This window comes from Amycolatopsis sp. NPDC004169, assembly GCF_040610315.1.
Lineage (GTDB): Bacteria > Actinomycetota > Actinomycetes > Mycobacteriales > Pseudonocardiaceae > Amycolatopsis.
On the sequence record NZ_JBEXMD010000011.1, the window covers coordinates 116,302 to 128,814 of the forward strand.

The window sequence follows — 12,513 nt, forward strand, 5'->3', positions numbered from 1 at the left end:
CTCAGCTCTCCCACTCGTCGCGCCGGCGGACGGCGATGTGCTGCACCCGCGGCGACGGCCGCGGGTCCGCGGGCCGCGGCGCGGGCCGGAACCCGGGCATGTGCACGCCCTCCTCCGGCTCCCAGCGGTCCGCCAGCACCGCGCGCAGCAGGGCGACCAGCTGCGCGAGCTGCTCGGCCAGCCGCGCGACCAGTTCCGGCCGTTCACCGCGCACCACCGCGACGATCGCACACAGCGGACACCAGCCGCACGCCGAACCGTCCGCTTTCGCCTCCTCCGGGGTACCGTGACCGCCGGGGGCTTCGCCACCCGGACCCCCCGAAAAGAAGCTGCCGTGCCCGGCCGCGAGCACCCCCTCGAGCCACGGGGCGGCCTTGTCCGCGACCAGCTCCGCGAGCAGCCGGATCTCCTCCGCCAGCCGCGGCCCGTGTTCCTCTTCGCTCACCCGCGTCCCCGGTTCCCGGCCAGGTGCACGACCAGGCCCTCGGCGTCGGATTCCGCGCCGGTGATCCGGCACGGCCGCAGCGGCTCCGGCAGGGCGATGAGCCTGCGGAAGCCGTCCACGGTGATCGCCAGGTCGTCGTCGACGCGGGCGAGGTCGACCTCGGCGTCCCGCCCGAGCGGGATCGCGACGCGCAGGGTGTACCCGCCGGCGGCGGGCCGCACGCGCAGCAGCGGGGTGACAGGCGAGCCGTAGCCCGCGAGGGGGTCTTCGCCGCGGTAGAGCTCCTCGGCGATCTCCAGCAGCGCGGGCAGCCCGACCGGCTCGACGGCGCGGTGCTCCACGCGGGCGACCGGCGCGATCCCGGCCGCGGCGAGCTCGGCGAGCACGGCGTCCTGCTGGGTCCGGCGGGTGCGCAGCCACGACGCGGCACCGCCGCGCCAGATGCCGGGCGCGGGCATCAGCCGGTTGGCGATCACGCCGTCGACGGCGATGCCGCGCAGAGCCAGGGAACTGAGCGTGCGCCGCGCCTCGGCGACGACCACCCGCTCCGGTGTCAGCACCAGCCGGACCGTCGTCACCGCCGGGTCGGTGAGCAGGGCGCGCAGCCCGTCGAGGTGGGCGCCGAGACGGCGCACGGGGTCGGTGACCCGGCGCCCGAAGACGCGGGTCAAGTAGCCGGAGACGGCTTCGGGCAGGGCGAGCAGCCGCAGCGTCTCGGCCGTCGGGCCGCAGTCGACGACAACGGCCTCCCACGGCCCGTCCTCGGCCAGCCGGCGGACCTCGGTGAGGGCGAGCAGCTCGTCGACGCCGGGCAGCACGGTGAGTTCTTCGGCGTCCAGCGTGTCCAAGCCGGCTCCGGCCAGGACCGACCGCAGCTCACCGCGCAGTCCTTCCCAGGTGGCGTCCACCAGGGTGCGCGAGTCGACCTGCACGCCGGACAGCAGGGCGTCCACTTCGGACGGTTCGGTGCCGAGCGGCCGCGCGAAGGCGTCGCCGAGGGAGTGCGCCGGGTCCGTGGACACGACGAGGGTCTTCCTGCCGCGGGCGGCGAGGGCGGCGCCGGTGGCCGCGGCCAGCGTGGTCTTCCCGACACCCCCCTTGCCGGTGCACAGCAGGATCCGCACGGGCTAGCCCTCGGCCCGCTTCTTGAGCTCCTTCAGCGCGGTGTCCATGACCATCTTCTCGGCCTTGCGGCGCAGCAGGCCGATCATCGGCAGCGCCAGCTCGACCGAGAGCGTGTAGGTGACGCGGGTGCGGCCGCCGAGGTCGGCCAGCGCGTAGCGGCCGTTCTGCGCCTTCTGCATCTGGCCCTTGACCAGGTGCCAGCTGACGCCGAGGCCGTCCGCGTCCCAGTCGTACTCGAGGGTGTAGACGTCCTTGATCGGGCCCGCGTCGAGGGTGAGCTTGACCTGCTTGGCCCGCCCCTGGTCGTCGGTGTCGAGGACCTCGGTCTCCCGGACGGCCTTGGCCCATTCCGGGTACGCGGGGAAGTCGGCGATCACGGCCATCACCCGGCTGGGCTCGGCGTCGACCTCGATGGACTGTGTGGACTGCTCGGCCATGGGTCGAAGCGTAGCCGCCGCGGTTGGTCACCAGCGCAGCACGTAGGGCTGCCCGGTCTCCTTGAAGTGACCCACGTTACGGCATTCGGTCAGGCCGACGCGGGCGCGCGCGGACAGGGGCTGGTGCACGTGCCCGAACACCGACCAGCGCGGCCGCTGCGCCCGGATCAGCTCCAGCAGCGCCGTCGAGCCGATCTCGCTGCGGCGCGCGACGACGTCGTAGGTCAGCTCCGGCAGGGCGGGCGGGCCGTGCGTGCAGAGGACGTCCACGTCGGTCAACGCGGCGACGCTCGCGTCGTAGTCCTCGCGAACCCGCAGGTAGGGGCGCCAGGCCGCGCCCTTGCGCGGCCGCGGGACGACGCCGTCGGGCAGCAGCGCGCCACCGACGAAGCCGAACCGCAGGCCGCCGATCTCGGCCACTTCGCCGTCGAGCACCCGCACGCCTTCGCCGGCGAACTCCGGCCAGAGCGCCGGGGTGTCCACGTTGCCGGGCGTGGCGTAGGTCGGTGCGGTCATCGCCGCGAAGAGGGTCGCGTACTGGGCGCGGATGGCCTCGTCGACCGCGGCACCCGGGTCTTCGAGGCTCGCCCAGAGCTCCCGCGAATAGGCAACGGTTTCGTCACGGGTGCCCTCGCGGCGCAGCCGGGCGAACCCGGCCACCTTCTCCGCGCCGAACAGGGCACCCATGATGCCCTTCTCGTGGTCGTGGTAGTCGACGAAGTCGATCAGGTCGCCGAGCACGACCAGTGCGTCCGCCCCGTCCCCGGCGCGCTTGAGCGCATCGGCATTGCCGTGCACGTCCGAGACGACGTGTACCCGCACCCGTGCTCCCCCTACTCCTCGCCGCGCGGAGGGACGCCGGGCTCGCGCCCGTCCTCCAGGATCTCCTTGAGCCCGAGCGCGATCGCCTTGGCCGCGCGGGCCCGCCGGTCGAACTCCCGGCGCAGGTCGCGCGGCGCCAGTTCACGGGGCGCCCCGGCCGCGTCGGCGGGGGTCGCCCGCAGGAAGTAGTGCAGCAGGGTGCCGTCGAGTACCGGCTCGAGCCAGACCTCCATCGTACCGACGAGCGCGCCCCGCACGGTCCAGCGCAGGCCCTTGTCCCCCCGGTCGGTGTAGACCTCGAGGACCAGGTCGGGCCAGTAGCGCCGCCAGGAGGCCGGTTCGGCGAAGACAGCGGCCACGGTGGCGGGCGGAACGGCGAGGAACGTCTCGTCGACGATGTCGAGGGAGGGTGGCGCGTTCACGGTGCGAAGAATGTCACGGCCTCGCCTCGCGGCGCCGATCAGCATGGTCTTAAGGTGCTCACCACGCTAAGTTGACTGGCGGGTAACAGCGGTGTCACCTGCCGCACGCGTTTGAACACGGAGGTCCACGTGCGCGAATACAGCGCTCCCGCCGGCAAGCCGGTGGCCGACGACGAGAACATGTCCGACGTCGTCTGGGCGAACGCCGAGCGGTTCTCCGACGTGGTGAGCTTCCGCCGCCAGGTCGAGGGCAGCTGGCTGGACGTGACCGCCAAGGAGTTCGCGGCCGAGGTGCTGGCCGTGGCCAAGGGCCTGGCCAAGGCCGGGATCGGCCGCGGCGACCGCGTCGCGCTCATGTCGAAGACGCGCTACGAGTGGACGCTGATCGACTTCGCGATCTGGGCGGCCGGTGCGGTGACCGTCCCGATCTATGACACGTCCTCACCCGAACAGGTGCACTGGATCCTCTCCGACTCGGCCGCGAAGGGCGTGTTCGTCGAGACGAACGCCCACGCCGCGGCGCTCGACGAGGTCCGCGACCGGCTGACCGAGCTGGCCAACACCTGGCAGATCGAAGGCGACTCCCCCGCCGTCGAGGAGCTGTCGGCGCTGGGTGCGTCGCTGTCGGACGACGAGCTGCACGACCGCCGCCGCGAGGTGACCGCGGACGAGCTCGCCACCATCGTCTACACCTCGGGCACCACCGGCCGCCCCAAGGGCGTCGAGCTGACCCACCGCAACCTGCTGGCCGAGATCCGCGCCGACATCGAGGCGTTCCCGCAGCTGATGGAGCAGGGCAACTCGCTGCTGTGCTTCCTGCCGCTGGCCCACGTGCTGGCGCGCGCGATCGCCGTCACCGCGCTGACCGCCCGCGTCACCCTCGGGCACACCCCGGACGTCAAGAACCTGGTCGCCGACCTGGGCACGTTCCGGCCGACGTTCGTCGTCGCCGTGCCGCGCGTGTTCGAGAAGGTCTACAACTCGGCGAAGCAGAAGGCCCACGCCGACGGCAAGGGCAAGATCTTCGACGCCGCCGAGGCGGTGGCCGTCGAGTACAGCCAGGCGCAGGACACCGGCGGCGCCGGGCTCGGCCTGAAGCTCAAGCACCTGGCGTTCGACAAGCTGGTCTACGGCAAGCTGCGCGCGGCCCTCGGTGGCCGCTGCGTCGCCGCGGTGTCCGGTGGTGCGCCGTTGGGCGCGCGGCTGGCCCACTTCTTCCGCGGCATCGGCGTCCCGGTGTTCGAGGGCTACGGCCTGACCGAGACGTCCGCGGCGGCGAACGTCAACACCCAGACGGCGTTCCGCGTGGGCACGGTCGGCAAGCCGGTCAACGGCACGTCGGTCCGCATCGCCGACGACGGCGAGGTGCTGCTCAAGGGCGACGTCGTGTTCCGGGCGTACTACAACAACCCGCAGGCGACTTCCGAGGCGCTGACGGACGGCTGGTTCCACACCGGCGACCTGGGCGAGCTGGACGCGGACGGGTTCCTGAAGATCACCGGCCGCAAGAAAGAGATCATCGTGACCGCGGGCGGCAAGAACGTCGCCCCGTCCGGTCTCGAGGACACGATCAAGGCGTCCCCGCTGGTCAGCCAGGCGATGGTGGTGGGCGACCAGCGCCCGTTCATCGCGGCTTTGGTGACGGTGGACGAGGAGTACTTCCCGTCGTGGAAGTCCCAGCACGGCAAGCCGTCTTCGGCGACGGTGGCGGAGCTGGCCGCGGACCCGGACCTCCTCGCGGAGATCCAGGCCGCGGTGGACGAGGCGAACAAGTCGGTGTCCAAGGCCGAGGCGATCAAGAAGTTCACCGTGCTGGCCAACGACTTCACCGAAGCCGGTGGGGAGATCACGCCGAGCCTGAAGCTGAAGCGGAACGTGGTCTCGAAGAACTACGCGAACGACATCGAAGGCCTCTACAAGAAGTAGCCCGAGTTCATGACGGCCGCCTTGAGGAACTTTCTCGAGGCGGCCTTCACAGCACGAAGATCTGAAGATCAGATTCCTCTGACACAATGTCACCATGGATTGGGATACTTGGTCCAAGGTTCTGATCGCAGCACTCGGCGCTGTCGCCGCCGGCCTCAAGATATGGGAGATGTACCGGGCGCGGCCGGCCCGCCTGAGCGAGCTGAAGTCCTTGATGGACATCGCGAACTTGCTACCGGATGACAGCGAAGCTCGGAGTACGGTCACGAGCCACGTCGAGACCAGACTCGCGTCGTTCGTCAGCGACGAACAGACCAAACGGCGCGAGCCGACAGGGATCGGCCTCGGGCTGCTCTTCATCGTGGGCGGTTGCTGGCTGGTCTACACCGCAGTCACCGCCAGTCCTTGGTGGTGGTTCTTGGCAGCACCCGTACTGATTCTGGGAGTCTCGGGATTCACCCGGGACGTGTCGCGCCGGGAGCGGGATGCACGGGGTCGTCCCCTGAATAGCGGACACTCCCCGGAATCCTGATTCACGGAGTGCGCTGGGCCGTGATGAAGTCGCGGTACCAGCGGTAACTCGCCCTCGGCGTGCGCTTCTGGGTCGCGTAGTCCACGTGGACCAACCCGAACCGGTGCTTGTACCCGTGCGCCCACTCGAAGTTGTCCAGCAGCGACCAGCAGAAGTACCCCCGCAGGTCCACTCCCGCCGCCGCCGCTGCGCCGGCCGCTTCGATGTGGTCGCCCAGGAAGTTGATGCGCTCGTAGTCCGCGAAATCGCTCCGGTCCGCGTACACGCAGCCGTTCTCCGTGATGTACACCGGCGGTAGCCCCGGGTAGCGGTTGTGCAGGCCCACCAACGCTTCCGTCAGGCCCTCCGGCTCCACCGGCCAGCCCATGCCCGTCCGCGGGACGTCCGGCAGGCGGGTCGTGTCCACCCCGATGTCGGTCACCGTCCGCAGGGCCGGGTCCGGCTCGCGGTGCGGGGCGTCCGCCACGTGCAGGCGGTAGTAGTAGTTGACGCCCAGGTAGTCGAGCGGCTCGCCGATGATCGACAGGTCCTCGTCGTGGCGGAAGGCGAAGTCCGAGACGCCGTCGAACATCGCCGGCAGGCCCGGGGCGTAGCGGCCGCCGAACAGCGGGTCGGTGAACTGGCGGCGCAGCAACGTGTCCTGGCGGGCGGCCGCCGCCGCGTCCGCTGCCGAATCCGACACCGGGACCGACGGCGACTGGTTGAGCACGATGCCGAACTGGTGGTGCGGCAACGCCAGCGCGCGCATCGCGCGCACCGCCAGGCCGTGGCCGAGCAGCAGGTGGTGGGCGGCCGCCAGCGCGCCGTCGCCCTCCCGTGCCCCGGGCGCGTGGCGGCCTTCGCCGTACCCGGCGACCGCGCACGGGTACGGCTCGTTCAGGGTCGTCCAGTGCTCGACCAGGTCGCCCAGCTCCGCGTGGACCAGGGCCGCGTAGTCGGCGAACCGCGACGCCGTGTCGCGGGACCGCCAGCCGCCCTCGTCCTCCAGTGCCTGGGGCAGGTCCCAGTGGTAGAGCGTCAGGAACGGCTCGATCCCCCGCTCCCGCAGGCCCTCCACCAGCCGCCGGTAGAAGTCGAGGCCGCGGCGCTCCACACTGCGCCCGTCCGGCTGGATCCGGGGCCAGGACACCGAAAACCGGTAGGCGTCGACGCCCAGCCCGGCGAGCAGGTCCAGGTCGTCCGGCCAGCGGTGGTAGTGGTCGGCCGCCGGTTCACCGGTGTCGCCGCCCGCCACCGCGCCCGGCACCGCGGCGAAGGTGTCCCAGATGGACGGTCCGCGGCCGTCCGCGGTGGTGGCGCCTTCGATCTGGAACGCCGAGGTCGCGACGCCCCAGCGGAAGCCGGGCGGGAAACTGGTGGTCACAGTGAGCTCCGGGAGGGTCAGCCCTTGAGCGCGCCCTGCATGATGCCGCCGACGATCTGGCGGCCGAACAGCAGGAACACGATCAGGACGGGGACGGTGCCGATGGTGGCGGCGGTGAGCACGAGCGTGTAGTCGGTGGTGTACCCACTGGCCAGTGTGGACAGTGCGGTTTGGACGGTCGGGTTCTCCGGCACCAGCACCACCAGCGGCCAGAAGAAGTCGTTCCAGGCCTGCATGAAGGTGAACAGCCCGAGCACCGCCGCGGCCGGGCGGGCGGCGGGCAGGGCCACGTGCCAGAACAGCCGCAGCGAGCCGCAGCCGTCCATCCGGCCCGCCTCCAGCAGCTCCAGCGGCAGCGCCCGCTCGAAGTACTGGCGCATGAAGAACACGCCGAACGCGGTGACCAGGCCGGGCACGATCACCGCCTGCAGCTGCCCGGCCCACCCGAAGTCGGCCATCATCATGTACAGCGGGACGACGCCCAGCTCGGTCGGGATCGCCTGGGTGGCGACCACGAGCAGCAGCAGCGCCGTCCGCCCGCGGAAGCGCATCTTGGCGAAGGCGAACCCGGCCAGCGTCGAGAACAGCACCACCGAGACGGTGATCGTGCCCGCGACGATCAGCGAGTTGCCGAGCGCCAGCGCGAAGTCCGTCTCGTCGAAGACGCGGGCGATGTTCTCGAACAGGTGCCCGCCGGGGACGAGCACCGGCGGCACCTTCCCGACCGCCTCCGTCGTCTGCGAGGAGACGACGAACGACCAGTACACCGGGAACGCCGAGCCGGCCAGGATCGCGATCAGCGCGGCGTAGGTCCACGGGCTCGCGACCCGGCGCGCGATGCGCCGGGCCCGCCCGGGTGCCGCCGGCGGCGCGGGCGCGGCCGGGGTCAGCACGGTGGTCATGTCCGCTCCTCAGTCCGTTTGGATGCGCCGGGTCACCAGGTACGACAGGCCCGCGACGAGCATCGTGGCCACGGCCAGCACCAGCGCGATCGCCGAGCTGTAGCCGAAGTCGTACTTGGTGAAACCCTGTTCGTAGAGGTAGAGCGCGGCGGTCTGGAACTGCCGGTCCGAGCCGCCGGTGGCGGCCGCCGTGCCCGGGTTGAACAGCAGCGGCTCGGCCAGCAGCCGCATGTTCCCGGTCGTCGCGATCACCGTGGAGAAGATGATCTGCGGCCGCAGCAGCGGCACGGTGATCCGCCAGAACTGCTGCCACCCCTTGGCGCCGTCGAGGGTGGCGGCCTCGTACATGCTCGACGGGATCGCCTGCATCGACGCCAGGAAGATCAGCGCGTGGTAACCGGTCCAGCGCCACACCACCATCGCCGCGATGGCGGTGTGCGAGCTGGCCGTGCCGGCCTGCCAGTCGACCTGCCCGGCGCCGAACCAGCTCAGCACCCAGTTGACCAGGCCGAAGTCCCGGCCGAACAACTGGGCGAAGATGATCGTCACCGCGGCCACCGAGGTGATGTTCGGCAGGATCATCCCCATCCGGAAGAACATCCGCCCGCGCAGCCGCCGGTTGAGCAGGTGCGCGATGCCGAGCGCGAACAGGATCTGCGGGATCGTGGTCAGCAGCCACAGGCTGACCGTGTTCCCCATCGCGTTCCAGAAGTACGGGTCGTGGAACAGCAGCTGCTCGTAGTTGCCGAAGCCGATGAACTGCGCGCCTTCGGCGTCGATGAGGTTCCGCTTCTGCAGCGACACGAACGCCGTGTACAGCAGCGGGAACAACCCGAAGACGCCGAAGATCAGGAAGTACGGGCTGATGAAGCCGAACGGCGACAGCTTGACGTCCCACTTCTGCCGCCGCTCGGCGAAGGTGAGCGCCATTACTTGATCTTCGCGACGTCACCGACCAGCTGCTCCCACGCCGCCGCGCCGTCCTGCTTGCCCTGCTCGACGCGCTGCATCGCGTTGCCGAACTCGGTCTGCACGTCGCCGGCCTTGGGGCCCTGGTACTGCGGGTTCAGCTTCTTCGCCGCGTCGGTGAAGACCTTGCCGACCGGAGCGTTGTTGAAGAACGGGTTCGTGTAGCCGGTGATCTTCGCGTCGTCGTAGAGCGACGGCACCGAAGGCAGCAGCCCCTTGCTGGTGAACACCTTCGCCTGCTGTTCCGGCGCGGTGAGCCACGCGGCGAGCTCGGCGGCTTCCTTGGTGTGCTTGCCCTGCTTGGGCACGGTCAGGTACGAGCCGCCCCAGTTGCCGCCGCCACCGGGCACGGCCGCGACGTCCCACTTGCCCGCGGTGTCCGGGGCCTGGTCCTTGATCTTGGTCATCATCCACGCCGGGCAGGTCACGGTCGCGAACTGGCCCTGGGTGAACCCGGTGTTCCACTGCGGCGTGCTGTAGAGCAGGCCGGCGCTCAGGTTCGCCTTGACCGCGTCGACCACGAGGTCCCAGCCCTGGCGCAGCGCCGGGTTGCTGCCCACGATGATCTGGTCGTTCTGGTCGTAGTAGCCCTGCGGGGCCTGGCCGACGATCGCGTTGAGCACGGTCGGGCCGCCGTCCATGAACTTGACGCCCTGGGGCGCCTGGGCCTGGAAGCGCTTGCCCGTCTCGAAGAACGCCTGCCAGGTGGGCCAGAGCGCGGAGACGGCGTCGCGGTCCTCCGGCAGCCCGGCGGTCTTGAACATGTCGCGCCGGTAGCAGATGGCCAGGCCGCCGACGTCGGTGCCGTAGCCGATCTGCTGTCCGCCCTTGCCCACCGACGCGGCCCACTTCCAGCCGAGCCAGCGGTCCTTGAGCTGGTCGCCGCCGACGGTGTTGAGGTCGACGAACTTGTCCGGCGTCGCCTTGAACTGGGCGACGTAGCCGGTGTCGATGGCCTCGATGTCCGCGGCGCCGGCGCCGGTGGCCAGGTGCGCGGCGAGGTTCTTGTGGTGGTCGGAGTAGGAAGCGGTCCGCTCGGTGATCTCGATGTCCGGGTGCGCCGCCTGGTACTCCTTGATCAGGTCGGTGTAGCCGAAGTTGCCGAACAGGCCGAGGCTCAGCTTGACCTTGCCGCCGGCGGCGCCGCTGTCCCCGCAGGCGCTCAGCGCGGTGAGCGCGACCAGGGTGGCACTCACCCCGGCGATCAGGCGGATCCGGCGGTTTCTCGTTTTCGGGCGCATGAGATCTCCGTTGTTCTGCGGGCCGGTCGGAAAACGCGGGTCCCATGAGAGCGCTCCCAGCAGGGTGCCGTCAAGTAACGAAATGATAAAGCAGTCCGACGTTTACGCAGTCAGAGATCGTGTGCTACAGATGTAACCGGTTACAAGAACCGGAGGTCGCCATGGTCACCGCCCGCGAGGTCGCGCAGCTCTGCGGGGTTTCCGTCGCCACCGTGTCACGGGTGTTCAACCGGCCCGCCACGGTCAGCGCGGCGACGCGCGAACGCGTCGAACGCGTCGCGCGCGACCTCGATTTTTCGCCGAACGAGTCGGCCCGCGCGTTGTCGCGGCAGCAGTCGGCGATGGTCGGGCTGGTCTGGGACACCGACCACCGGCGGCCCGGCTGGCGGCACCCGTTCCTGCAGGACCTGTTGCTGGGCCTCAAATCCGCGCTGAGCTCACACGGCTACCACCTGCTGCTGCTCGCGACGAGCGACGACGCCCGCGACCGCCACCCGGGCGTGTCACTGGCCGACCCGATCGGGTACGTCAGCATGACCCGGCGCCACCACCTGGCCGGGCTGGTGCTGATCGACAGCGGGACGGACGCCGACGCGTTCACCGCGTTCGCCCAGTCCGGGTTGCCGTGCGTCGCCCTGGACGTCGCCCTGTCGGGCCCGCGGGCGACGCACGTGACGTCGGACAACGCGGGCGGCGCGGCGGAAGCGGTCCGCCACCTGGCGGCGCTGGGCCACCGCCGGATCGCGACGATCACCGGCCCCCGTGGCAACGCCCCGGCGGCGGCCCGCACCGAGGGCTACCGCCGCGGCCTGGCCGAAGCCGGCCTGCCGGTGTCGGAGGACCTGGTGATCGGTGGCGACTTCTACCGTGAGAGCGGTTTCGTCGGCATGCGCCGGCTGCTGGCCCGCAAGGACCCGCCGACGGCGGTGTTCGCGGCCAGCGACGAGATGGCGGTCGGCGCCATGCTGGCGGCCCGCGCGGCCGGGCTGCGCGTGCCGTCGGACCTGGCGGTGGTGGGCTTCGACGACATCGAGGTGGCGTCACTGGTGGACCCGGCGCTGACGACGGTGGCCCAGGACAAGCCGGGCTTCGGCACGGCGGCGGCGGGGGCGCTGCTGGCGATGCTCGAGACGTCGACGGCACCGGAACCGGTGCTGCTGCCCACGAAACTGGTCGTGCGCGATTCGTGCGGCGCTACGCGGTGATCTTCGCGTCCCAGTCGATGTGGTGCGCGTAGACCCAGCCGCGTTCCTCGCCGACGTCGCCGCCCGCGCTCGCCTTCACCAGCTTCTCGACCCGCTCGCGCCGCAGTCCCTCGTACGCCGCGAAGGCCGACGGCGGGTCCGGGAGGTCGCGCAGGCACTGGGCCAGCACCACGCTGTCCTCCAGCGCCATCGACGCGCCTTGGCCCGCCGCCGGGGACGCGGCGTGGGCGGCGTCCCCGGTCAGGACCATCTCGGGGGTCGACCAGACCCGGGTTTCCGGGACGTCGTAGGAGTGGCCGCCGAAGACTTCGTCGCCCGTGGCGGCGATGATGTCCGCGCAGGGCAACGGATCGCCGTCGAAGGCCGCGTGGGCGAAGTCGCGCCAGCCCGCCGGGGTGACCGCCGCGATCTCCTCGCGGGGCCGCTCGGGGTCCGGGATGCGGGCGAACCAGAACGTGGCGCCGTCCGGGGCCGTGGTGAACCCGAACGCCGCGCGGCTGCCGCGGACCATCCGGTAGATCCCGGGCGCCGGCGGCAGTCCCTCCGCCCGCGTGTAGCCGTACACGACGGTCAGCCCCGTGTAGCGGGGTTCGTCCGCTGCCGGGTCGATCAGCCGCCGGACCACCGAACGCAGGCCGTCCGCGCCCACCAGGACGTCGCCGGTCGCGGTGGTGCCGTCGGCGAACTCGGCCGTGATCCCGCCCTCGCCCGCCTTCGCGCCCACCAGCCGCTTGCCGCGTTCCAGGGGGACGCCGCGGTGCGCGGCCTCGTCCTGGAGCACGCGGTAGAGCGTGGCGCGGGTCAGGGTGCGGGGCCCGTCGAGGCTTTCGGTGTCGAACCCGGTCCGCCCGACGGTCTCCCCCGTCGGGGCGACCAGCTCGACGCCGTACGCGGCGAACGAGCTGTCGATCACCGGCCGGTCGGCGCCGATCGCGCGCAGGGCGTCCATGCCGTTGTGCATGAGGGTGAGGAACGCGCCGATGTCGTCCCCGCCCGCGGGGTAGGCCTCGTAGACCACCGGTTCGTGCCCGGCGAGCTTGAGCGCCATCGCCGTCACCGTGCCCGAGATGCCGCCACCCGCGACCAGTACCCGCACTTCGCCCCCTCGACTCCGCGTGCCGCCG

13 protein-coding genes are annotated in these 12,513 nt (G+C 71.2%); 3 read left to right on the forward strand and 10 right to left on the reverse strand.

Features of this window, described 5'->3' with window-relative positions:
* Position 1: 1 nt before the first annotated feature.
* From ABZX11_RS17455 to ABZX11_RS17475, 5 genes are read right to left on the reverse strand one after another with little or no spacing between them, the layout of a single operon-like run.
* Positions 2-445, reverse strand: a complete 444-nt coding sequence (locus tag ABZX11_RS17455; RefSeq protein ID WP_354913963.1) for a hypothetical protein — start codon at positions 443-445, stop codon at positions 2-4.
* Positions 442-1,569, reverse strand: a complete 1,128-nt coding sequence (locus ABZX11_RS17460; protein ID WP_354913965.1) for an ArsA family ATPase — start codon at positions 1,567-1,569, stop codon at positions 442-444. Before ABZX11_RS17460 ends, ABZX11_RS17455 begins: the two co-directional genes overlap by 4 nt.
* A 3-nt stretch (positions 1,570-1,572) precedes the next feature.
* Complete coding sequence (locus ABZX11_RS17465; RefSeq protein WP_176175957.1) at positions 1,573-2,007, reverse strand: SRPBCC family protein; 435 nt, start codon at positions 2,005-2,007, stop codon at positions 1,573-1,575.
* Positions 2,008-2,034: 27 nt separating this feature from the next.
* Positions 2,035-2,829 (reverse strand): metallophosphoesterase, encoded by a 795-nt coding sequence (locus ABZX11_RS17470; RefSeq protein ID WP_354913967.1) that lies wholly within the window; start codon positions 2,827-2,829, stop codon positions 2,035-2,037.
* 11 nt (positions 2,830-2,840) lie between these two features.
* A complete protein-coding gene (locus tag ABZX11_RS17475; protein WP_176175955.1) occupies positions 2,841-3,251 on the reverse strand; it encodes a polyketide cyclase / dehydrase and lipid transport in 411 nt (136 codons plus the stop codon).
* A 129-nt stretch (positions 3,252-3,380) separates the two neighbouring features.
* Between ABZX11_RS17475 and ABZX11_RS17480 the strand changes: the two genes are divergently transcribed.
* Together ABZX11_RS17480 and ABZX11_RS17485 are read left to right on the forward strand one after the other, a co-directional pair.
* A complete protein-coding gene (locus ABZX11_RS17480) occupies positions 3,381-5,177 on the forward strand; it encodes a long-chain fatty acid--CoA ligase (protein WP_176175954.1) in 1,797 nt (598 codons plus the stop codon).
* A 94-nt stretch (positions 5,178-5,271) separates the two neighbouring features.
* Positions 5,272-5,709: a hypothetical protein gene (locus ABZX11_RS17485; protein WP_354913970.1), complete on the forward strand. Its 438-nt coding sequence runs from the start codon at positions 5,272-5,274 to the stop codon at positions 5,707-5,709.
* A 1-nt stretch (position 5,710) separates the two neighbouring features.
* Here ABZX11_RS17485 and ABZX11_RS17490 read toward each other — a convergent pair whose 3' ends face one another.
* Genes ABZX11_RS17490 through ABZX11_RS17505 form a run of 4 tightly spaced genes read right to left on the reverse strand, consistent with a single transcriptional unit; the run spans position 5,711 to position 10,184 of the window.
* Positions 5,711-7,072: a GH1 family beta-glucosidase gene (locus tag ABZX11_RS17490; RefSeq protein WP_354913972.1), complete on the reverse strand. Its 1,362-nt coding sequence runs from the start codon at positions 7,070-7,072 to the stop codon at positions 5,711-5,713.
* A gap of 17 nt (positions 7,073-7,089) precedes the next feature.
* Positions 7,090-7,974: a carbohydrate ABC transporter permease gene (locus ABZX11_RS17495; RefSeq protein WP_176175951.1), complete on the reverse strand. Its 885-nt coding sequence runs from the start codon at positions 7,972-7,974 to the stop codon at positions 7,090-7,092.
* A 9-nt stretch (positions 7,975-7,983) separates the two neighbouring features.
* Entirely contained in the window at positions 7,984-8,904 is a 921-nt protein-coding gene (locus ABZX11_RS17500) for a sugar ABC transporter permease (RefSeq protein WP_176175950.1), read from the reverse strand.
* On the reverse strand, positions 8,904-10,184 hold the full coding sequence (locus ABZX11_RS17505) for an ABC transporter substrate-binding protein (RefSeq protein WP_176175949.1): 1,281 nt from the start codon (positions 10,182-10,184) through the stop codon (positions 8,904-8,906). The genes ABZX11_RS17500 and ABZX11_RS17505 overlap by 1 nt, the downstream gene beginning before the upstream one ends.
* A gap of 161 nt (positions 10,185-10,345) precedes the next feature.
* On the opposite strand from ABZX11_RS17505, the gene ABZX11_RS17510 reads away from it, so the two are divergent.
* Positions 10,346-11,389, forward strand: coding sequence for a LacI family DNA-binding transcriptional regulator (locus ABZX11_RS17510; protein WP_354913975.1), 1,044 nt, complete (start codon positions 10,346-10,348; stop codon positions 11,387-11,389).
* Here the strand turns inward: ABZX11_RS17510 and ABZX11_RS17515 are convergent.
* On the reverse strand, positions 11,379-12,485 hold the full coding sequence (locus tag ABZX11_RS17515; protein WP_354913977.1) for an NAD(P)/FAD-dependent oxidoreductase: 1,107 nt from the start codon (positions 12,483-12,485) through the stop codon (positions 11,379-11,381). The two genes, ABZX11_RS17510 and ABZX11_RS17515, sit on opposite strands and share 11 nt — an antisense overlap.
* Between the last annotated feature and the right edge of the window lie 28 nt (positions 12,486-12,513).